Below are 22,911 nucleotides of genomic sequence, written 5' to 3' on the forward strand. Positions count from 1 at the left end.
CCTTCCGGGGGAGTAGCGGCTAGCACGGATTCCAAAACGTTGGTGTAAATTAACAGCATAATTGCACCAACCTTGATCACGCTTATACAATACAACGACCCGGGCTACACCACGAGAGACGGGCTTAGCCCCGCCGAAGCCTCAAAGCTGGTAAAGCCCGATCACATCAACTGGTTTGATGTGGAAATCACCAACAAGATCCTGGTGGAGGACACCGCCCAGTTTTTCGGCATTCACCACCTGATGGCGGAGGACATTCAAAACCTGGAACAGTTGCCGAAGTTCGAGGTGTTTGATAAGTACCTTTTCTTCACTTTGAAAATGCTGGTATTTAACCCTGAGACTAACAAAATAACCCAGGAGCATCTCAGCATTGTGATGGGCGAAGACCTCATCATCACGTTTCAGGAGGGGCTGCCCGGCGACGTGTTTGATGAGCTAAGAAACCGCATAGCACTGGCCAAGGGCCGAATCAGAAAGTACGGTGCCGACTACCTGTTTTACAACATCATCGACTCTGTGGTGGACAACTATATGACCATTATGGAGCGGTTGCGTGACAAAATAGAGAAGCTGGAAGCTGAAATTATCAAAGACCCTTCTTTCCATGTGGTGGAGGAGATCATGGAAATAAAAAAGGAGATCAACACGCTGAGGAAATATACCTTGCCGCTGCGGGACGCACTTAATAAGATGAGGGTGGAGGGCTCCCACTTTATCCAGAAGACTTCGGTGAATTATTTTCAGGACGTCGCCGACCACATCCACTACCTGATCAGCTCGTTTGAAACCTCCCGTGAAATGCTGAAGGATATCATGGATTTGCACCTCTCCAACCTCAGCAATGATATGAACAAGGTAATGAAAACGCTTACCGTCGTGGCTGCTATTTTTATTCCGCTCACCTTTATCGCCGGGGTATACGGCATGAATTTTAAGTACATGCCTGAGCTTGATTCGCCCTATGGCTACCCAATGCTGTGGACTTTTATGATTGTGAGCAGCGTGGTGATGGTTGTGTACATGAAACACAAAAAGTGGTTGTAAAGCGATCTATTTTAGTATCTTGAGGCCATGCAATTTTTCAAAATTCTCTCCCTGGCGCTAGCGCTGTCTGTTTTTGGTTGCAAACGCCCAGCGGCAAAGCAATCAAATGCCGTTGTGGTTACCGGCACAGTATTCGAAACGCAGTCGTACTGCGGAGGAGCTGCGCCCAGCGAGGACAGGTTGGCCCAAATGAAAATACCAAAACCACTTGCCGGGAAAGTAATCTACCTGAAGTCCGGAAAGGTCAACAACCCGGAGGCACCGGTGGTGGCTGAGGTGACAGCGGACGAAAGAGGGGAGTTTTCGGTTAGCCTGGAACCAGGGTTTTATGTAATGGTTGATGAGAAAAGGGTGGACAAAGCCTCGTACAACTACATGATGTCCAATTTTGCTGAGAAGACAGAGAATTATACCGCTGTCGACAAGGCCTGCCTGGATAAATGGGTGGCAGAAGCCAACCTGGTGTTTGAGGTGCTGGCGGAGGCCAATGAGCCACTGAATGTTACTTTTCACAAACCGTGTTCGTGGAACTCCTTCCCCTGCGTTACCTTTATTGGTGAGCGACCCCGCTAGTTTTTCCTGACGTTTTTTCTCTGAAAAGCCTTTCGTATTTCCCGCTTTCGGTGTTCATCCATTTGTCCCAAAAAGTGAAGTACAATCCATAGTTGGTGTTGAACTCCGAATGGTGCAGGCTGTGATGGGTAGCGCCAATCAGCCATTTGCCCAGCCAATGCTCATCAAAATTCTCGGGAAAAATCTCAATATCAAGGTGGTTCACAACTGCGCTCACCGTCATGATGACCAACATGGCAAGAATGACATAGATGTGCATTGGCAGAAACCACACAATCAGCGGCACAATGATGGCCTGCAGCAGACTTTCCCACGGATGAAAAGAGAACGCAGTCCACGGAGAGGAAATCAGGCTTTCGTGATGCGTTTTGTGAACGGCTTTGAACAGCCCGGGCAGGTGCATAAGCCGGTGGGCCCAGTAGTAGTAGGTTTCATGTACAAACAGGGCTATGATCAAACTGACTGGCAGGTACCAGTATCCATAGGTTACTGGATCAGTGTAAATGGCTGTTTTGCCGGCTTGCCATGCCCACAGCATCCCCACGCCTGAGAGAGCAAAGATGAAGGAGGTAAGGGCTGAGTAAAAGATTTCTTTTTTGAACTGACCTTTCTTCCAGGTGCCAGTGGAAATTTTTCTGGTGGCAAACTTCTGTCCACCCAATCGGTAGAAGACTCCAAAAAAGATAGCAGAGACGATCACATAGCGGATAAAAACGATCAGGAATAATAATAGCGTGAAACCTATTACCTCGTTGGGTTGGCTAAAGTCGATGATTTCAAGTCGTTCATCCATTGGAAGAAATACTGTTTGTCTGCTGCAAGACTATAACTACTTAACTAAATTTGACCCAGAACGTTTCCGTTAAGAAAGAAAAAAGAATGTTTAGAAACATACTAACCGTCAGCCTGATCATCACATTATATGTCACCTCATGCTCCACCAAAGTTGAGCAAGCACAGTCCAACGCTGACCCAAAGGCCCAGGAGGTCGTAGACAAAGCTATCGCAAAGCATGGAGGTACTGCCTATGAATCTGTTGCAGTTGGTTTTGACTTCCGGGAAAAGCACTACACTGTGGAGAGGTTTCCTGACCGGTATGTCTACACCCGGTCGTGGCAGGACTCCATTGGCTATGTGGAAGATATTCTCGTCAACAGCACCCAGCTTACCCGCACGGTAGATGGCGATACCGTGGAGCTTACCGACGAGTGGGCGTTCAAATATGCCAACTCGGTAAACTCAGTACTCTATTTCGCTCTCCTGCCCTACGGCCTCAACGACGCCGCAGTGATAAAAAAATATCTTGGAGAGGTGGCTATCAAAGGCAAGTCTTACCACAAAGTGCAAATCACATTTCAGCAGGAGGGTGGCGGAAAGGACTTCGAAGATGTCTTCATTTACTGGTTCAACAGGGACACCTATCAGCTGGATTACCTGGCTTACTACTACAACACAGACGAAACCGGCATCCGCTTCCGGGAGGCGTACAACCGCCAGACGGTCGACGGCATTCTTTTCCAGGATTATATTAATTACCAACCAATCGACTCAACCATCACTGTTCACCAAACGGACGAGCAGCTTGAAAAGGGGTTGCTTAAAGAGCTGTCCAGGATAGAGAATGAGAAACTGGAGAGTTTGAAATGATGATGGATAGCTTTTTCTAATAGCCCAGGGTTTAAACCCCGGGCTATTAAAAAAAGCGCCCGTTTGATCTCAATGCTGCGTTGAATCCAGCAAGTTCCTCCCCCTCAGCATATCCACCGAATTCGACATGCCTCTGAAGTTATGATAGGCAGATTTCCAGATATTTCCTTTGCCCCGTGGTTTCATATCGGGCTGCTTGTCGAGGCCGCCTGAGTACCAGCCACCATTTTCATGGTCTATCAGGTAGGTGTCGACGTATGACCACATGAGCTTGAATTTATCATAGTATTTGTGCTCATCCTCAGGAAATAGCTGCGACATCATAAGCAGCGAATTAAGTCCTTCGGCCTGCGCCCACCAGTTTTTGGAATCTCTTATTATCCGGAAGCCATCCTTAAAGTAATAGCCCTCGTCGTAAAAGCCGCCGACCTCGTTGTCCCAGCCAATGCTTAGCGCATGATCGACCATGGTTTTAGCCAGCGCCAACGTTTTTGGATCGTCGTGCACTCCCAGCACATGTTCTGCTTCCAGCATCAGGAAGGCTGTTTCTACATCGTGACCAAACGACACATGGTCGAGGTTGTGATGGCGAAGGATTACCTCTTCCGTAGAATCAGTGAAAGAAACGGGCTGCCAGTCAGGCGTGAGGAAAAGCACCAGATAGCCTTTGGGGTTGGTGATGGTGTCCCTGATCAGATAAAGCAATTCAGCCAGTCGTTCCTTCACCAGTGGGTCGGGCCATACCTGGTAAAGTTCTGTCATAGCTTCCAGTAAGTGGATGCTGCTGTTCTGGTCTTTGTAGCCCAGGTCGGAAGTGGAAGGGATGGTGTCGGGTCGAACCACCGGCGTTCCATCACGCTCCAGATGCTGGAAGTAGCCGAGTTTGTCCGGGTCGTGGCTGTGCTCTTCAAGCCAGTAGAAAGCTTTCTTCGCCAGCTCCAGGCCTTCTTCGTCTTTGGTGGCCATATAGTAGGCGGCCAGTCCGTAAATGCCAAATGCATTGCCATAGGCCGTTTTGTCCATGGTTTTGGGGTTGCCCTGCTTGTCTACCAGCTGGTAGAAGCCGCCCATTTCTTTGTCCCACATCTTGTCACGGAGGAATTTGAAACCATGCTCGGCGCCTGTTTTATAATAGGCTTTCTCAGGGTAGCGCTGAAAAGCCTTGGCATTGGTCCATACATGGCGGGCCTGCGTTACAATCATTTTGTCCTGGTTTTCTCCGGGCTTAAAATCATAGGTAAGGCTGCTCAGGAAACCGCCGTCTTCGTTGTCGACATCCATGGGGTACCATTTGTCGAGCAGCTCGGTAGTGAGCGACTTCTCCATTGCATCAGCAATTTCAAGTTTTTCTTTTTGGATAGGGTCAGGGGAAGAACAGGAATACACGCATAGGAGCGAAAAAAATGGGGCAAACAGTGCCTTGGGAAGATGGGTTTTCATTTTCATAGTAGTCAGGGTATTGCTTAGGAAAGTGAATATACTAAGACTGCGGCGTACCTGGCTACAAGGAGAAGGCATAATACACGGTCGGAAGAAATTAGGTCAGATCAGGAGCTGACGACACAATGACATGTTAATGATCGCTTTTCAAACAATGCAATTTCTGTCTAGTTTTTTATGTGATTTTGGTTATTTTTAATTAGACATATTTTACCAGAGTTATGAAAAAATATTTACTATTCGTTCTTCTATCTGCCTCTTTCTCCAGCGCATTTTGCCAAACTGGATGGGAGATTTTGGAGAAATATATTGAAGTAAATGGAGGTTCAGCGAAGTGGTCAACTTTGAATTCGTTTTACAGTGAATATAGGCTTAAGCAAAGTATGGATTACCTTAACGTACCTGACTCTGTAGAAAACATCATATCCGAAGTCCCCTACAGCCACTGGAAGTTGACCTGTCTCCGCCCTTCATTTCAGTACGGCACCAGCGATTCGGGCTTTAAATTCATTGAAAATGAAAAGGGCGCATATGTTGATATACCATACCATGGTAGGGAGCCCATGAAAGAATCCGATCTCAGGTTTCCGATTGTTTACCAGGTACTCGAGATGATGGAAATGGGGTCTTTTAGCTATCTGGGAACAAAAAATATCAACGACACTCTTTACCATGCTGTGAATGGAGTAATGTCTTCTGGAAAAAAGGAAGACACACTGCTATTCGACATGACTAGCTATCAACTCACATTCCAAATCAACGGGGCCAATGAGTCCATGCTAGCCCGGTTTTCCAACTATCGTTCAATGGAGGGCTTTACTATCCCCTTGAAAACGGAGGTCTTCTACGATGGAATTCTGTTCCAACAGACGATGACGGATTCTGTAGCCTTCAATATTGATGTAGATAAAGCACTATTTAAATAGGCTGAGCTCAGGAAAATTTCAGATCAAGCCAGTTTCTTCTTCCTGGTCACGCTCCAAATAATTATCAGTCCTGCCATTATCATGGGGATAGAGAGAATCTGTCCCATGTTGATGGGGAGCGGATTGTTGAATTCTTCCTGCCACACTTTTACGAATTCGATGAGAAAGCGGGACGTGAAGAGCAGTGTCATGAATATGCCGAAAAGGAGTCCTTCAGGCATTTTAGCTCTCTTTTTATTCCAGAGATAATAGAGGAATATGGTGAGAAACACACAAAAAATGGACTCATAAAGCTGAGCCGGATGCCGCACAATGCCATAGGTGTAGAATTCAGCATAAGTGGTGCCATTGGCTTTGTAGAGTTCGTATTTCAGGCCGTCGCCGGGATTGTGCCAAATGTATTCGCCCAGATAAGCGGAGTTGCCGAGAATTGTCGGCATTTTAGTTTGGTAGAAGCTATGGGTTACCTCTTCGTCTACCGGCACTTCGTTGTATTTCACCAGCACGTCGATGGGCGCTCTGCCAGGCACGTCGCTGGTGATCTTTGTGGTGCGACTGATGTCTATTTCCTCAGACCGCACGATATATTGTTTGAGGAAATCTGCTGCCGGCGTGGCAAACACAACCCCGTAATTGGACTCTGTTGGCTCGCCAAGAATTTCGGAATTGGTAAAGTTACCGAACCTTATAAAGGCACCTGTCAATGCCGTTACAATAGCCACCCTGTCGAGGATCCAATAGTACGACATGCCCTTCATTTTTCTGGCAAACAGCCACAAAGCGATGAAAATACCGATGGCTCCACCATGGCTGGCTAGTCCGCCTTCTCGTATATAAAGAATTCTGATGGGGTCACTTAAGTATTCTACCGGGTCATAAAAAAGCACATGCCCTAATCTTGCACCAACGATCGTGGCCACCACCATGTAAAGAGTAAGCGTGTCTACTTCTTTCTCATCCCGGCCGTCGGCTTTGAACACCTTGTACATCACCTGCTGGCTCACAATGAAGCCGAGTGCGAAGAGCAATCCGTACCAGCGCACGTCAAAACTTCCAATATTAAAAATTGCGGGATCGGGATTCCAAATAAGGTATGATAGCATTCTTTTGACGTTGATTTAACTGTGTTTTCTCCAGAAGTAGGGCGTAAATAACATAAGAACAGTAAACAATTCCAACCTGCCTACAAGCATTAAAAAGGAAAGTATCCACTTAGCAACGACGGGCAGATGAGCGAAATTGTCGACCGGCCCCACGGTGCCCAGACCCGGGCCGATATTACCCAGGCAGGTGGCCACAGAGCCAATGGCTGTCATGAAGTCGACGCCAGTGGCGGCAATGACTACCGAGCCAACACCAAACACGCTGATGTAGATCATGATAAAGGCAAGGATATTAAAGGTGATGTCCCTGGTTATAGCCTTTTTATTGAATCGCACCGGAATAACTGCCGACGGGTGAATCTGCCTTTTTAGCTCAAGCACGCTGTTCTTGAAAAGAATCACATGGCGCACAATTTTCACTCCGCCAGCTGTGGAGCCGGCCGAGGCACCAAAGAACATGAGCACAAAAAAGAGCACGGTGAGAAACGGCGTCCATGCCGTGTAGTCGGCTGATACATAGCCAGTGGTTGTCACCACCGACACCACCTGAAAGAGCCCGTCACGAAAGGATTTTTCAAAAGAAGAATCACTTACAAAATAGATGGTGAGTGCCACCAGGAGTGCATTGAAAGAGCAAAACAGCACGTAGTATTTAAACTCTTCGTTGGAAAAAACCTTTTTGAAGTATCCTTTAAAAATAAAGTACGTCATGGTGAAATTGGTACCTGCCAAAAACATGAACACAATGATCACATACTGTATAAAAGGTGAAGTGTAGTAGGCGATGCTGGCGTTTTTGGTAGAAAATCCACCAGTGGCCATGGTTGTCAGGGCGTGGTTGATAGCATCGTAGAAGGTCATGCCACCTATCCAAAGCAACACTGTTTCTATGCAGGTAAGTCCGATGTAAATCAGCCAGAGGCGCTTGGCAGTTTCTTTGATTCTGGGTTGCAGTTTGTCGGGAGAAATGCCCGGAGCTTCCGCTACAAATAGCTGCATACCACCGATGCCCAGTATTGGCAACACGGCTACCGCCAGCACAATAATTCCCATGCCACCGATCCATTGTGTGAGGCTTCGCCAGAAAAGGATGCCTTTGTGGACGGACTCAATATCTGTAAGAATAGAGGCGCCAGTAGTAGAGTAGCCGGAAATAGTTTCGAAGAAGGCATTGGTGAAATTGGGAATGGCACCGCTAAGTATATAGGGGAGGGAGCCAAAAAGGGACATCAAAAACCAACCAAGTGTTACTATTAGATATCCGTCTCGTTTTTTTAGTTCTTTGTCTTTGATCTTTCGGGTCGAAAACCACATCATAAAGCCGGTGCCAAGTGTGATGGCGCTGGCAAGCGAAATTCCCGGCAGGTCACCCTCGTTGTAAGAAAGGGAAATCGGAATACAGAGTAGCATCAATATCCCATTCATAATGAGCAAAACGCTCAGGATATTCGCCATCACCGGTACATTGAATCTCATTTAAAGAAACTTTCTACTTTATGAAGACATTCGGGGCGAATCAAAACGACAACCCGATCTTTTGGCTCGAAACGGAAAGAACCTCTCACGGTGTGTCCTCTCCCTCTCCTGATCACGCCACCCACAACGGCAGACTTAGGAAAGTCAAGATTGCGCAATTCATCTGCTAATATCTTGCTTTCCGGCTTTACTTCAAACTCCAGGATTTCGGCATCCACGCCGTGAATACTCGTTAGGTTGAGCACTTCTCCTTTTCTAATGTACCGGAAAATGAAGTTGGCAGCGATCAGCTTCTTGTTGATCATGGTATCCACGCCGATATTCTGAGAAAGGTGGATATAATCGATGTTTTCTACCAGGGCAATTGTTTTAGCCACGCCGTGGTTTTTGGCCACAAGGCAAGAAATAATATTGGTTTCGGAGTTCCCCGTTACGGCAATAAAGGCGTCCATATCGGTGATGCCTTCTTCCATCAGCAGATCGATATCACGTCCGTCGCCGTTGATGATCAGCGTGTCGGGTAGCATGTCAGCTAACTCAAAGCACTTCTCCTTGTCCTGCTCAATCAGCTTAATATTATACTTTTTGGAAAGGCGCCTGGCGGTGTTGATGCCTACTTTGGAACCGCCAAGTATCATGATATTCTTGATGTCTGTCCTCTTTTTGCCCGAAAGATCCATCACTCTGTCGACGCCGTCGGGTTGAGCAATGAAATAGGCGTGGTCATTGGCCTTGAACGAATTTTCGCCATGAGGAATGATGGTCTCGTTGTTCCTCAAAATGGCCACCGTGGTGAAGCTATTGTCGGGGTTGAGGTAAGCGGTTTCGCTGAGCGTTTTCTCGGCCAGCTCCCCATTGTCATCGATGGTAATACCAACCAGTGAAAGCAGGCCGTTGTCGAAGTCGAATGTGTCGGTGAGGGCTGACTCACGAAGGAGTCGTTTAATTTCTTTTGCAGCTAACGATTCAGGGGAAATGATTTCGTCAATGCCTATTGTTTTGAGGTCGAGGATATCTTTGCCGAGAAGAAACTCTATGTTGCTGATCCTGGCAACAGTGCGCTTGGCACCGAGGTTTTTGCCAATAATGCATGTGGCAATATTGGTTTCCTCATTGGAAGTAACCGAAATCAATAGGTCTGCCTTGCTTATGTTGGCATCCAGTAAAACACTGTAGGATGTCGAACTCCCCCTGATCGTAGCCACGTCCAAATGGTTGGCAGCATACTTTAGTTTTTCCTGGTCAAGATCAATCAGAATGATGTCTTGTTCTTCGTAGGCGAGCAGCTTTGCTAAGTGAAATCCTACGTCTCCTGCCCCTGCTATTATTATTCTCATTTGATACTCTGATCAAAAAGTGACTGCAAATATAGAAAATAAACCATAGCCTGTGTAAAACCTTCAGATTGTTAACACGGCACATTTGAGCCAGAGCGAACTGATCCATACGGGACATTAATTGGCTAATAATAGTTCGGAAAATATTATCTTCATGGTTTAACACGTAACAAAAATTACTTTTTTCAGAAGACTCTACACTCAAATACTCATTCATTAACCAAACAAAAATCCATGAAAACCAAGCTTGGAATTATTATTTGCCTGTTGGCCCTGGCGGCTTGCACGCAAAACAAGGAAACAAATTACGAATTAAAAAAGGCGGAAAGCGGCGGCTTCACGTATGAATACGTTGATGGCGACCCTTTAAAAACAAGGATTTATACCCTGAGCAATGGGCTCAAAGTCTATTTGAGTGATTACAAAAATGAGCCCCGAATTCAAACAGCCATAGCCGTGAAAGCGGGTGGTAAAAACGATCCGGCTGACAATACTGGCCTGGCCCACTATCTGGAGCATATGATGTTCAAGGGCACAGCCACCTTTGGCACGCAAGACTGGGAAACCGAGAGCGTGCTGGTCGACAGTGTGGAGGCACTTTTTAATCAATACAAAGAAATTTCTGACCCGGATGAACGCAAAAAACATTACAGTATCATTGACCAGGTGTCGATCGAAGCATCTAAATATGCGATAGCCAATGAATATGATAAGATGGTTTCCGGTATCGGAGCCAAGGGCACCAATGCTTATACGACTAATGACCGCACAGTTTACATCAACGACATACCAGCTAATCAGCTGGAAAACTGGCTAAAAATTGAGTCTAACCGGTTTCAAATGATTGTCAATCGCCTTTTTCATACGGAATTAGAAGCGGTTTATGAGGAAAAGAACCGTAGCCTTGACAGCGATATCTGGAAGGGATTTGAGGCAATGCTGAGTGCTTTGTTCAAAGAGCATCCGTATGGTACCCAAACAGTGATTGGCACCATAGATCATCTCAAGAATCCATCCATTACTGAGATCAAAAACTATTTCTATAAGTATTATGTGCCCAACAACGTGGGCATTTGCCTAAGTGGCGATCTGGATTTCGATGCCACCATTGCATTGATCGACAAATACTTTGGAAGCTGGAAGGCCAATGAAACGCTGCCGACATGGAAGCCTGTGCAGGAAGCGCCTCTCACAGCACCAATCGTCACAGAAGTGTTAGGGCCGGATGCGGAACGCATCATGATGGGCTTCAGGCTGCCCGGGAGGTCGAGTAAAGACTATATCATGGTCAGACTCATCGACAATATACTGAGCAATAGTCAGGCTGGTCTGGTAGACCTTGATCTTGTGAAACAACAAAAAGTACTGGAGGCGTCCACCTTCGTGTACGACATGAATGATTATAGCATGCAGGTGCTGATGGCCAGCCCCAAAGACGGCCAAACACTGGATCAGCTCCGTGACCTTTTTCTGGAAGAGCTTGAGAAAATTAAAACAGGCAACTTCGACGACTGGCTGATTTCGGCTGTAGTGAACGACCTGAAAAAGAACCAACTCAATCAGTATCAGTACAACTGGGCACGATCCAACGACCTGGTGGTGGCTTTCACTGGCAACATGCCCTGGGGCGATTTTGTGTCGGAATTCGACCGGATGTCGAAGGTGACAAAAGAAGATGTGATGGCCTATGCCAAAGCCAACTTTGGCGATAATTATGCGCTTGTTTACAAGCGGACTGGCAAAGACCCTAATGCCCAGCAGGTGGAAAAGCCAGAGATAACAAAGGTGGAGCTTAACAGGGAGGCCAAGTCGCCCTTTCATGAAACGATTATTAATAACGAACCACCGAAGTTGAAGCCTTTGTTCGTGGACTATGACAAGGATATTGAGAAGTTGACGATGAAGAATGAACTGGAAGTGCTCTATACACAAAATGACGAAAATGATTTGTTCAGGTTATACTACAAGGCAGATTTTGGAACGAATATCGACCCGAAGATAAAGGTGGCTGTTGACTACCTCGAGTTTGTAGGTACTCCCACTTACACAGCCGAGGAGATCCAAAAGGAGCTTTTCAAGCTGGGTTGTAACTTCTCGGTATTTTCTTCTGCAGAGGAAAGCTACGTAATGCTGACGGGGCTGTCCGAGAACATGGAAAAGGCGATGGTAATCTTTGAGGATTTGCTGGCTAATGCCCAGCCGGACGAAGAGGCGCTGGCAAAACTGAAAGATCGGATACTGAAAGAAAGAGAAGATCAGAAAAAGAACAAATCTGCCATACTTTTCAGTGGACTGATGAACTACGGACTCTATGGTGCCCAGTCGCCTTTCACCAACGTGGTGTCAAACACGGACCTGATGAACCTCAACTCGGAGGAGCTGCTTACCCTCACCAGGAACTTCACAAAAACGACTCATAAGGTGATGTATTATGGACCCGTGGATTCAAAAAAACTTGTTGGTATTCTGAATGCCAATCACAATTTGCCTGAAACCATGCTGCCACTTCCTGAGCCAAAGGAATTCGCCAAGCAGGAAGTAGACAAGCCAAAAGTCTTTTGGGCAGACTATGACATGGTGCAGGAAGAAATTCTTTTCCTTACCCGTGGAGAGCAATTTGACGTGAACCTGATGCCTGAAACGGAGCTTTACAATGAGTACTTTGGCGGCAACATGGGCTCTATTGTTTTTCAGGAGATAAGAGAGGCACAAGGTTTGGCTTATTCAGTTTGGGCCAACTATTCCACAGTGGATGAAGTGGGTAAAAGCAATCACTTCTTCGCTTATGTGGGCACGCAGGCTGACAAGCAAAACCAGGCAGTACCAGCTTTGCTCAACATTATTGAGAATCTTCCAGAGTCAGAGACTGGCCTGGCTACAGCCAAAAAGTCAATCATGAGCCAGATTGAGAGCGAGCGAATCACCCGGTGGAGCAAACTTTTCAATTATGAGGATGCGAAGGATATGGAGCTGGATCACGACATCAGAAAGGATATTTATGAAAAGATGCCGAACATGACTATGGAGGATGTCGTAGCCTTTCAGAAGAAATATGTGAAGGGGAAGAAGTACAACATGATGGTGCTGGGCGACAAGGACAAGATAGACTTCAAAGGCCTTCAGCAATATGGAGAAGTGAAGCAGCTAACCCTGGAAGAGCTCTTTGGCTACGATAAAGTAGAGAAGATCAATATCCAGTAAGGCAATCGCTTTGATTATATCAGGAGCTTTAGACTGTGACAAGTCTGAAGCTCTGTTTTTTTTATGCTCCGAAAACCAGCGATCCACACTTGTAGACCTTTTGAACATTTATCTTTTCTTTAAAAGTAAAGATGACAGCGTCTTCCCAGGCTAGTTTGTTGGGCTCCCTGTACGTGTTCATCAGGCTTTGAGGAATTACCGAGGCCATTTTCCAGGCCGTGCTCAAGTTTGCTACCTGATGTGTTACCAGGTATTCGACGTTTCGAAGCAATGTCATGGCGGCACCTGCAAGCAGTCCGTTTCCACCCTCCATACTCAGTCGACCATTAGGTTCGAGCTTCACCTGGCCACCAATATGAGTGTTGTAAACACCAGGCTTCATGCCAGTAAATAAAGTGCTATCGCTCACTAAAAAGCAGTTCTTGCCTTTTGCCTTGATAACGACTTTCATGAAGCTGTTGGGGAGGTGGAAACCGTCTGCGATAAAACTACATGAAAGAGCATCTTGGGCCAGCTGATCCCAAATGATATTGGGGTGTCTGGGCAGCATGAGTGGAACTGCATTGCCGATATGTGTTGACATGGTGGCCCCGGCGTCAACTGCTTTCTGAATTTGCTCGGGTGAAGCCAGGCTATGACCTATTGACACCAGCACTCTACTTTTTACTGCGCTGGAAATAAACGCTGCCGAGTTGTCCCACTCAGGGGAAAGGGTAATCATCTTGATCCGGTTGCCGGCAGCTTTCTGAAACCGCATGAACAGCTCCCAGTCCGGTGCTTTCACATATTTTTTATTATGTGCACCTCTGGCCCCCTCTTCTTTCGAAATGAAAGGCCCTTCAAGATGGATGCCACCAACGCACTGGCCAAGCAAATCATGTTGACGGCAGCTTTCGTTGATGGTGGCCAGCAGTTGGCAGATGTTTTCGTCGGAATTGGTAATGATAGTAGGGAAGAAAGTGGTTACGCCCTGGCTCAGAAGAAATTTGGCAGCGTTTAGGAGGTCTTCCCCGCTCAGAGATGTATTGTTGAAGTCAATCCCATTGACGCCATTTACCTGGAGGTCTACAAGGCCTGGCCCCACGAACAAGACTTGATCAGACACGGAACTTGATTTTGATAAAGCCGATATTCCGTTGACGGCATTCACTGTTACGTGGCGACCATTAAGGCAGTCAATGGCTTCAATCAATGGCGTTTCCTTCATCGGTCAATTGGGATATAACTTTCTCCAAAAGAATCAGGATCAAGAAAGAGATGGCAGTGCTCATGTTTTCTTAAAATGGAGGCCGGGCAGCTGGTGGCGATTGGGCCGTTCAGTGTATCAGCCACGGCTTTCTTTTTTGTTTTACCCGGCACTACACAAAACAGGCGTTTGCCAGCCGTCAACGCTGGAATAGTAAGCGTAAGTGCATGCGTAGGCACAGCATCGAAAGATGGAAAGCAACCATCATTGACCTGCTGCTGACGACAGGGAACATCCAACTCTACCACCTTCACTGTTTCAGGGTCGTTAAAATCCGCAACAGGTGGGTCGTTGAAGGCAATGTGGCCGTTTTCTCCTATGCCCAGACAGATGATGTCGATAGGCTTTTCGGTCAAAAGCTGAGCGTATCTTTCAACTTCTTTGTCCCCTCCGTTTCCGTCGAGGAGGTTAACCTGTTTTAAAGGGACGTGATCAAACAAATGACTCTTCAGATAGGAGCCAAAAGACTGCGGCGACCCGGCAGGCAGCCCTACGTACTCATCCATGTGGAAAGCCACCACCTTTTGCCACGGAATAAATTCACTCTCTTTCAGAAAGTCCAGCACCTCATTTTGTGAAGGAGCAGCGGCAAATATCATCCGGACTTCGCCTTGTTTTTTTAACAGGTTTAGTATCTCTTGTTCTACTGCCTTCCCCGCAGCAACCCCCATCTCCCTTCTATCTTTGCATACTTTAACCTTCATGCTCCAATGATTTTAGCAGACCGCTCACGGCTTCAGAAACCGGTTTGCTCCGGTTCAGCAGCCCGAGGCCGATAAACACGAATAAAGATACAATCAATGGCAAGGCCACAGCAAGTGCCAGGCTGGTAATTTCAATGTTCTTGGTGACAATGAAAGTGACAAAGCCCGCCGCAATTGACCCAATCGCCGCCAATGGCCCGCAGTGCCTGAACATTGGCAACATGCCAAACAGCATGGGCACAGCAATGGGCCCTACCAAAGCACCAAACCAGGTAACAATAAGGCCAAATACGCCTCCAAAGCGTTCGTTTTGGGAGGCCACCACCAGTGTCATCAGCGTGAAGATGAAGGTGGTTGCTCTGGCCACCACCAGCGAGGTGCGCTTTTCTTTCAGCCTTTTCGACAGCACGGGCAGTATGTCTCTCGTGAGCACCGCCGAAATGGTGTTGATGTCGGAGGAAGTCATCGTCATTGTATTGGCAAAAAGAGATGCCACCACCAAGCCGACCAGGCCTGCGGGCAGTAGTTTCAACGTCAGCAGCCCATACGACTGGGTTGGGTCTTCTAGTCCCGGCAAAATAAGAGGGGCCGCCCACATGGGCAGGAATAAAATCAAAGGCCAGATCAGGTAGAGGGTACCGGACAGGTAGGCTGCTCTTTTGGCCTGGGTTTCATCCGGCGATGAAATGTAGCGGGTGGCGAGGTTCCAGGTGCCGCCATTATAGCTGAGGAAATTGATGCAAAGAAACGCCAAAGCAAAGCCAACAGTATATGGGCTATTAAAAGGTTGACCGCTGCCTTCTGGCAGGTCGTTCCAAAAGGTGAGAATCTCATTCCATCCTCCCAGGTGCCGAACAACCATGACCAGCATAATGAGACCAGCTAAAATTTGCACAATAAACTGAGCGAAGTCCGTAATAATTACGGCCCATAGACCGCCGAACGTGACGTAAATGAGAGAAACACCTCCGGAAATGAGAATGCCATATATGAGTGGGAGCCCCGTAAATACATTAAGCAAGACGGCGATGGCTGTCCACTTGGCACCCACATCAAATAGCTTTAATAGTACCCCGCTCCAGGCCATGATTTGCTGGGTGAGCAGGTTGTAGCGAACAGTGAGGTATTCCAGCGGCGACTGTATCTGCAGCCGTTTTCGCAGCCGAACCCAGAGGACGGGAAATAGCCGGGCACTTAGAAGAACGGTAATGCCGATTGTAAAAGCCCACCACACGTAAATAGAGAATCCGTGTGTGTAGGCCAGGCTGGCGTATGCCACAAACACCGCACCGCTGTAGCCCGAAACGTGATGTGAAATGCCCGACAACCACCAGGGTAGCTGTCCACTGGCCACAAAGTAGTCTTCGGCTGTTTTATTCCTGGCCATCGACCACAAGCCGATCACCAACATAAGCACGAAGAATAGGCCGATTACGATAAAATCAGGAGTGCTTAGTTGCAAAGTAGCGGTTGGTTAGGGTAAAAGAATTCTGTTGTCATCAACCTCTCGCTTTGTTCATTACTTCCGCCAGGGTCACCTTGCTGCCACCACGTCGTTTGCTTTCATCGGCAGCTTCCATAAAGGCGTATATCTCCAGGGTTTCGTCCGGACTAACCGGTGCTTCCCCTGTTTTGAAGAACTTGATGACCTCCACCAGCAAGGGTCGGTATCCGTCGTAAGGCCCAACCGGCGCAATGCCACTTTCGCCGAAGACGGTGCCACCGTAACCAGTTTTTTCCTTGCGCATCCCTCTGAATGTTCCAATCCGGTTGTCGTTCCACACACCAACCACAATGTCGGTGTCGGGCGTTTGCGTCCTGGTCACTTCTTTGCAGCCCGCTCCCATCACAGTAAAAAGCGATTCCACTCCGTGAATGCTATACCAGAAAAAGTCGGGATGATGAGGCTCCAAATGTGCCGGGCTGTAAGTGTCTGCACCTTGTACCTTGCCCACGAGCTTCCCTTCTCTGGCCTCATTGGCGTCTTTCATATAGCGGAGGGAGGAGGCTGAGAAGATGGGAACTCCGGCTGCGGCAGCTTCTTTGTAAATGGTGACGCAATCTTTTAGTGAGGCTGCCACTGGCTTGTCAACGAACATAGGCTTTTTCGCCTTGATTACTTGCCTGGCCTGCTCAAGGTGCAGCCTCCCATCATTTGTTTCAAGGAGAATGACGTCGGTTTTTTCGAGCAGCTCTTTGATGGAGCTGGTGATTTCTACCCCCAGCTTTTTCACATCTTCAATGTATCCTGGAATGCGGCTCACACTCGATTCAATGTCGGCGCTGCCATGGGGGTAAGCTGCCACTACCCTGTAACCAGCCAGGTCGCCTGCCACCTCCGGGTCGTTGAGTAATTTGGTAAAGGCCACGCTATGCGATGTGTCGAGGCCGATAATACCGACCCGCATTGGTTTTGCCTGAAACAAGCTCCGGGCTGAAGCCTCGTTGGCCAAAATGCTAAACCCGACTCCCGCCACGGCCGATTTCTTTAAAAATGTTCTTCTATTGAAGGGTATCATAAAAAGGAAGTCTTTTGTCAAAGTTAAACTTTTGGTTCCCACCCCGGCTCATAGCTTCGTTTCCACAGGGCCATGGCCTCGTCGTCTCCTATCACGTTGCCATTTTCAGGATTGCAGTTCAATGATCGGCCTACCCTTTGGGAAATATTTCCCAGGTGACAGAGCAACACACTTTTTCTGGAGTCCTTGTAATCTGAGACCGGCGTTTTTCCTTCCTTGATGGACTTGTAGAAGTCAGCGATATGATCTGCATCGAGGTCGAAGCCGGGGCCTGTGGCATCCAATGGCTTACCTGTGGTTTCGGCGCTTGCTTTCTTCACGAGCTTGTCCTGATTGTCATACACCACATAGCTGTTACCGTCAATCACCAGTGTGCCATTTTCTCCATGGAAGGAAACACCTGTGGAGGCGCCTTCAAGCCGGTGGCCGTTGCAGCTTCTCCCTTCCCAGGAGATGGTTTTATTGTCGGCGAAGTCCCACAGCGTCATTTGCGTGTCCGGCGTTTGCCAGTCGTCTTTGTAGGCATACCGGCCGCCCTGCGAGCTAACCTTGGTCGGAAATTCTACGCCAAGGCCCAGGCGGCACAAATCGACGAAGTGGGTGCCATTGTTGAGCAGCTCGCCTGTGCCCCAGTGCCAGAACCAGTGCCAGTTGTAGTGAATGAGGTTATCTTTATAGGGCATTCGTGGCGCCGGGCCCTGCCACATTTCGAAGTCGAGGCCAGCAGGAACAGGCACCGTTTTTCCGTAGCCAATAGAAGCACGTGTATTGGCATACCAGCCTTTCGCCAGGTACACATTCCCAATGATGCCGTTTTTGAGCTCTCCAAGTGCCTCAGCCACGAAAGGCCACGAGCGACGCTGGTTACCCATTTTTACGACCTTTCCGTATTTAAGAGAAGCCGAAGCGACCATTTCTCCCTCATAGGGGTTGTGGCTTCCGGGCTTTTCTACGTATACATTTTTTCCTGCGCTTAGCGCCAGCAGCGATGCCGGTGCATGCCAGTGGTCGGGGGCTGCAATCACCAGGGCGTCCACGCCTTTATCGTCGAGTACTTTACGAAAATCTTTGACTGCTTTTGGCGCTTTCTTCTGGCCAGCATCTGCCACGGCCTTCAGCCCTTCGGCGAGGGCAGCGTCGTCGACGTCGCAGATGTAGGCTACTTCTATCCCTGAAGTTTTGGTGAAGCCAGTAGCCAGTGCCGACCCTCTGGAATTCACGCCCATAATGCCAACCACAAGCTTGTCGCTGGCGGGTGTACTAAAGGCGTTGTAGCTCTGACTGCCCAGCAGACCAATACCAATGCTGGCTGCGGTCGTTTTTTTCAGGAAGTCTCTTCTGTTCTGATTTGCTGACATAACATTGTAGTATTAGTAGATGTCAACAATATACTGAAAAGGTCACCCAATATCATGGCCGTTTATCAAGCTATTGCTTGCCCACAAGAGGTTAAGTTGCCTTTTGCTTTACCTCATAGCCCTTCCATCCGTAGTAGAACAGGTAGATGTAGCAAACCACTGGCAGCAGGAAGGACATTTGTATGCCAAATTCATCTGCCAGAAGTCCTTGAATTGGTGGCACCACTGCGCCACCAAGCACCGCCATAACAAGCAGCGAAGAGCCCTGACTAGTGTATTGGCCTAAGTCTTTGATGGCCAGGGTGAAGATATTGGACCACATGATGGAGTTGAAGAGGCCAATAAAAAGCAACACCCACATAGATATGGCTCCATTCATAAACACAGCCATCAAAAGAAGCACGATGGCTGACAATGAGAAAGCTGCCAGGACCTTATTAGGATGTGCACCAAAAATCATGAAGATGACATAGTTGAGACCAAGACCAACCAGATAGGGCAGGGAATCCATAAAATTTACACCCGCAATCAGCGATACAATGGCATAGCCTGCTACGCCTAAAGCCAGCATGCCCGCCAGCTTCTTGCCCGCCGTAGACTTGTCGCTCATCATGATCGCACCCATGAAACGGCCGATCATGGCACCGCCCCAATAGAACGAAAGGAATTTGCTGGCGGCACCTTCTTCCATTCCGGTGATGTTTTCAAGCCCCATAAAGTTGATGAGCAGGCTGCCGATGGCTACCTCCGCACCTACATAAGCGAAGATGGCGAAGATGCCTCCTCTGAGGTGGCTGAAGCCAAGCACTTTGGCGCCTTTTTCGATCACGTCTTCATTGGCGAACTTGGGAAGTTTGATAAAGAAGATGATGACTGCCAGCAGCCAGAAAAGGCAAGCCAGCACGATGTAGGGAACTTTAACGGCAACCTCGCCGGCAGAGGCGTCGGTCACAAAGTATTGGAAGATAAAGAAGCCGCCAATGACCGGCGCAATGGTGGTTCCGAAAGAGTTGAAGCCCTGCGCCAGATTAAGGCGGCTGCTTGCGGATTCTGGTCTGCCAAGCAAGGCGACATATGGGTTGGCGGCAATTTGCAGCATAGTGAGACCAAGTCCCAGGCAAAATAAGGCCCCGAGGAATAAACCGTATTGTAGGAATATGGCTGCCGGGTAGAAAAGGAAACAGCCAGCACCGGCCACAACCAGCCCGATGATAATCCCATTCTTATAGCCAATGCGGTTGATTGGGTCACCAAATCGCACCGAAAACAGAAAGTAAAACAAGGCTCCGAGAAAATAGGCGCCAAAGAAGGCAAATTGCACAAGTGTTGCCTGGAAGATGGTGAGTGTGAATACCCCCCGCAGATAGGGAATCAGGATATCATTGAGACAGGTAATGAAACCCCACATAAAGAATAACGAGAATAGGGAGATTTGCGCCTGTACCTGACTGCCGGTAGGCGCTTGTTGTGAGGTGCCTGAAGTAGAATTTACGGAGATTGAAGCCACTATGGTAGTTTGTTAGGTGTTTCTAAAAGTGCATCAATATACGCTATTGCCTACAAGTTTATATTATCATACAACGAGGAAATTGAATTCGCCTTTCTGCGCATAAAATGCAGGACTGGCTTTTGATTGGAGGCTTTTAATATTGATATTTTTTGAATAAATTATCCAATCCATCACTTATCTGACATCCTTTGAAAGGATTCAATTGCATATCGGTTGTATTTTGCCTGGCACTACATGCTAATGCGCCGGTAGCTATTGGTCAATCCGATATACAACAAGATCTCACGGAAAAGCTCAAAAGCGAAAAGGACTCTTTTAAGAGGGTAGATTTGTTGAATGACCTGTCTTATAGTTACTACGACTTAAATGACACGTTGGCCAGATCCTATGCCGCCAGGGCCCTACAGCTTGCTAAAAGCATAGACTACCCTGTGGGAATAAAATACGCTACGTTGCTTGAGGGCATCGGTTTTTTTGGGAAGGCGAATTTTGATTCTGCCGTTTTCAAATTTCGGGAATCTCTCTCTATCAAAGACCCAAACAGCACAGAGAACGATGTGTATGCTTTGGCCCTCATTGGCGACTGTCTGACGGCAACCGCCAAATATGATTCGGCCCGGCAAGTGTTCGAAAGCACCTTGCCCATTGCTAAAAAATCAGGGTCTTATTGGTTGCCAAGGCTGTACATAGGCCTGGGTAGAATAGCCACGAAGCGGTGGGATAATAGGGAAGCATTGACATTTCTTGATAGCGCCAGGCACCTGCTGAACAATACCCGAACAGATTTTCAGAGACTGGAGTTGTTTACGCTGTTGGGTGAGGTGTACGGCAATCTTCTGCGGGTAGATGAGTCGAAGGCTGCCCTGGACGAAATGTGTTTCCTGGCCGACTCAATCGGTGATCACTACTACCTTATCAAATGTGACTTGCAAAATACCGAGTTCTACTACGAAAGAGGAAACTTTGCAGAGGCGCTGCGCAGAATGCAACATGCACTTGAGCTAACGAAAACCTATTATTACCCCGTGCAGCAAGCGGAGCTATTCATCAAGGCAGGGAGCCTGAATATCCAGATTGCGGAGTTTGACCTTGCGCTCGACTATTTTTTTAAGGCGCTTGAAATTGCTGAGGCAAGAGGCCTTGAAGCGGAGATAGCCACGATTTATGGAAAGATAGCATGGGTGTTTAAAGAGGAGAGAAAGCTTGACCTGGCCACCGACTACGCCAACAGGTCCCTGGCGTTGAGTGAAAAACTGGGAAGCAGGTTTGATATTGCGTATTCGCATAACACGCTCGGGCTGATCTTTTTTCTTCAAAACCGGTTCGAAGAGTCGATCGAAGAGTTTCAGTTGTCGCTGGCAATAAGAAGAGAAATTAACTATACAAGGGGTGTCGTTGCCACGCTATTCAATGAGTCATTCGTGCTGGAGCAACTCGGAGATACTGAGAAGGCGCTCAGCCAGCTACTGGCGGCCATGGAGCAGGCAAAGCCTGTCCGAAATGTGCATAGCCAGGTTTATTTGTACAGAGGTGCGGCCAACCTGCTAATGAAAATGAAAAGATACGATGAGGCTGAGGATTTTCTGAAGCGAGCACTTGAAATGGATACCATGGGCACCTCCAGGCTATCTTTGCGAAATACCTATCAGTCGTATGCAACACTCCACGAAGCCAGAGGTAATTTCAAGGCCGCCCTTGAATTTCGTAAAAAGTACGAGATACTGAACGACAGCATATTTTCTGAAAATAGCGCCAACAAGATAGCGGAGCTTCAGGGTATTTACGACTTGAAGCAAAAGGAGGGTGAGATAAATGGGCTGAAAAGGGAAAGACAGTTACAGGAGGATTTGTTGCAGCTTCAGAATGCTGAAATAAGGGATCAGAAACGGCAGATTTACATTGTCGTTATTTTTCTGAGCCTGGTTTCAGTTTTTGTTGCTGTGATGATTTATCTGTACCGAAGACTAGACGAAACCCAGCGAGACCTGAAAAGAGTTAATGAGCAGCTAAAGGGGGCAAACGAAGCAATCCTCGATGTCAATAACAATCTGGAGCAAAAAGTAAATGAACGCACCAGTCAGCTTAAGCAGGCATATGCTGAACTCGACACATTTTTTTACCGCTCGTCGCATGACTTCAGAAGGCCGCTAACTACACTGATGGGGTTGGCAGATGTAGCGAGAATCACCATCAAAAATGAGCAGGCGATTGAGCTTTTCAAACTGGTGAGAGTTACGGCGGAAAATCTCGATAAAATGTTGTACAAGCTGCAGTCGATATCGGACATAGGGGCCATGGAGTTGTCTTTTAAGAATGTAATTGTTAGAGACTTGATAGAAAACTGCCTGGAGAAGCACACTCAGGCCGTAGAAGAGCTTGGTGTACGAGTCATTTTAGATATTCAGATCGAGAGTGCCATTACCACCTATCCGGCACTTGTCTCCATCATCCTGGACAATCTCATAGAGAACGCCCTTAATTTTTCAAGTAAGCTGCACCCCTACATAAAAATCAATGCTTTCCCCAAAGGCCAAAACATGGTGATTGAGGTTGAGGACAATGGGCATGGCATTCCCGATCAGCACAGGTCTAACATCTTTACTATGTACTTCAAGGCCACTGAAAAATCGAAAGGCAATGGGTTAGGACTCTATATTGTTGCCAAAGCAGCTGAAAAACTTTCGGCTAAAATCCATGTGGAAACCGCCTTCGACAAAGGTAGCCGCTTCATCGTTGAAATTCCGGATTGCGTAGAAATTGATGAAGCCGTACTGTCCTGAATGCTCCTGGTGATATGCACTTTTGACGAATCGGCAAATAGTAA

At 47.6% G+C, this 22,911-nt stretch carries 17 protein-coding genes; 6 read left to right on the plus strand and 11 right to left on the minus strand.

Translation table 11 applies throughout. The features are described from left to right. The first annotated feature begins 72 nt into the window (after positions 1-72). Positions 73-1,047 carry a magnesium/cobalt transporter CorA gene (corA, locus tag RIG68_RS02625; protein ID WP_339792075.1) on the plus strand — a complete coding sequence of 325 codons (975 nt, stop codon included), beginning with the start codon at positions 73-75 and terminating at the stop codon, positions 1,045-1,047. A gap of 27 nt (positions 1,048-1,074) precedes the next feature. After that, positions 1,075-1,620, plus strand: coding sequence for a hypothetical protein (locus RIG68_RS02630; protein WP_151996425.1), 546 nt, complete (start codon positions 1,075-1,077; stop codon positions 1,618-1,620). Here RIG68_RS02630 and RIG68_RS02635 read toward each other — a convergent pair. After that, positions 1,598-2,413 (minus strand): sterol desaturase family protein, encoded by an 816-nt coding sequence (locus RIG68_RS02635; protein WP_350118318.1) that lies wholly within the window; start codon positions 2,411-2,413, stop codon positions 1,598-1,600. The genes RIG68_RS02630 and RIG68_RS02635 overlap by 23 nt on opposite strands. A gap of 86 nt (positions 2,414-2,499) precedes the next feature. Between RIG68_RS02635 and RIG68_RS02640 the strand changes: the two genes are divergently transcribed. Further along, positions 2,500-3,267 (plus strand): DUF6503 family protein, encoded by a 768-nt coding sequence (locus tag RIG68_RS02640; RefSeq protein WP_350118320.1) that lies wholly within the window; start codon positions 2,500-2,502, stop codon positions 3,265-3,267. A gap of 69 nt (positions 3,268-3,336) precedes the next feature. Here RIG68_RS02640 and RIG68_RS02645 read toward each other — a convergent pair whose 3' ends face one another. Then, the gene (locus RIG68_RS02645; RefSeq protein ID WP_350118322.1) at positions 3,337-4,707 is read right to left on the minus strand and encodes an AGE family epimerase/isomerase; all 1,371 of its coding nucleotides are present in this window, start codon (positions 4,705-4,707) and stop codon (positions 3,337-3,339) included. Positions 4,708-5,090: 383 nt separating this feature from the next. Between RIG68_RS02645 and RIG68_RS02650 the strand changes: the two genes are divergently transcribed. Further along, positions 5,091-5,633 (plus strand): hypothetical protein, encoded by a 543-nt coding sequence (locus RIG68_RS02650; RefSeq protein WP_350118324.1) that lies wholly within the window; start codon positions 5,091-5,093, stop codon positions 5,631-5,633. Between the two features lie 23 nt (positions 5,634-5,656). Here RIG68_RS02650 and RIG68_RS02655 read toward each other — a convergent pair whose 3' ends face one another. The 3 genes from RIG68_RS02655 to trkA are packed head-to-tail and all read right to left on the minus strand — an operon-like array spanning position 5,657 to position 9,549. Next, complete coding sequence (locus tag RIG68_RS02655; protein WP_350118326.1) at positions 5,657-6,736, minus strand: prolipoprotein diacylglyceryl transferase; 1,080 nt, start codon at positions 6,734-6,736, stop codon at positions 5,657-5,659. 15 nt (positions 6,737-6,751) lie between these two features. Further along, complete coding sequence (locus RIG68_RS02660; protein ID WP_350118328.1) at positions 6,752-8,212, minus strand: TrkH family potassium uptake protein; 1,461 nt, start codon at positions 8,210-8,212, stop codon at positions 6,752-6,754. Then, positions 8,209-9,549 (minus strand): Trk system potassium transporter TrkA, encoded by a 1,341-nt coding sequence (trkA, locus tag RIG68_RS02665; RefSeq protein ID WP_151996430.1) that lies wholly within the window; start codon positions 9,547-9,549, stop codon positions 8,209-8,211. Before trkA ends, RIG68_RS02660 begins: the two co-directional genes overlap by 4 nt. 234 nt (positions 9,550-9,783) lie before the next feature. Between trkA and RIG68_RS02670 the strand changes: the two genes are divergently transcribed. Beyond that, positions 9,784-12,750, plus strand: a complete 2,967-nt coding sequence (locus RIG68_RS02670; RefSeq protein WP_350118330.1) for a M16 family metallopeptidase — start codon at positions 9,784-9,786, stop codon at positions 12,748-12,750. A gap of 61 nt (positions 12,751-12,811) precedes the next feature. Here the strand turns inward: RIG68_RS02670 and RIG68_RS02675 are convergent, their stop codons facing one another. The 6 genes from RIG68_RS02675 to RIG68_RS02700 form a co-directional block, all read right to left on the minus strand. Beyond that, complete coding sequence (locus RIG68_RS02675; protein WP_350118332.1) at positions 12,812-13,957, minus strand: N-acetylglucosamine-6-phosphate deacetylase; 1,146 nt, start codon at positions 13,955-13,957, stop codon at positions 12,812-12,814. Continuing rightward, positions 13,954-14,700: a glucosamine-6-phosphate deaminase gene (locus tag RIG68_RS02680; protein ID WP_350118334.1), complete on the minus strand. Its 747-nt coding sequence runs from the start codon at positions 14,698-14,700 to the stop codon at positions 13,954-13,956. Before RIG68_RS02680 ends, RIG68_RS02675 begins: the two co-directional genes overlap by 4 nt. Further along, positions 14,690-16,162 carry a sodium:solute symporter family protein gene (locus RIG68_RS02685; protein ID WP_350118336.1) on the minus strand — a complete coding sequence of 491 codons (1,473 nt, stop codon included), beginning with the start codon at positions 16,160-16,162 and terminating at the stop codon, positions 14,690-14,692. The genes RIG68_RS02680 and RIG68_RS02685 overlap by 11 nt, the downstream gene beginning before the upstream one ends. Before the next feature lie 37 nt (positions 16,163-16,199). Further along, complete coding sequence (locus RIG68_RS02690) at positions 16,200-17,219, minus strand: Gfo/Idh/MocA family protein (protein ID WP_350118338.1); 1,020 nt, start codon at positions 17,217-17,219, stop codon at positions 16,200-16,202. A 23-nt stretch (positions 17,220-17,242) separates the two neighbouring features. Then, a complete protein-coding gene (locus RIG68_RS02695) occupies positions 17,243-18,577 on the minus strand; it encodes a Gfo/Idh/MocA family protein (protein WP_350118340.1) in 1,335 nt (444 codons plus the stop codon). A 91-nt stretch (positions 18,578-18,668) separates the two neighbouring features. Then, positions 18,669-20,084 carry a sugar MFS transporter gene (locus RIG68_RS02700; RefSeq protein WP_350118342.1) on the minus strand — a complete coding sequence of 472 codons (1,416 nt, stop codon included), beginning with the start codon at positions 20,082-20,084 and terminating at the stop codon, positions 18,669-18,671. 191 nt (positions 20,085-20,275) lie between these two features. On the opposite strand from RIG68_RS02700, the gene RIG68_RS02705 reads away from it, so the two are divergent. Then, entirely contained in the window at positions 20,276-22,867 is a 2,592-nt protein-coding gene (locus RIG68_RS02705; protein WP_350118343.1) for an ATP-binding protein, read from the plus strand. The last annotated feature ends 44 nt before the right edge of the window (positions 22,868-22,911 follow it).

Source organism: Imperialibacter sp. (genome assembly GCF_040222385.1).
In the GTDB taxonomy this organism is placed as follows: domain Bacteria; phylum Bacteroidota; class Bacteroidia; order Cytophagales; family Cyclobacteriaceae; genus Imperialibacter.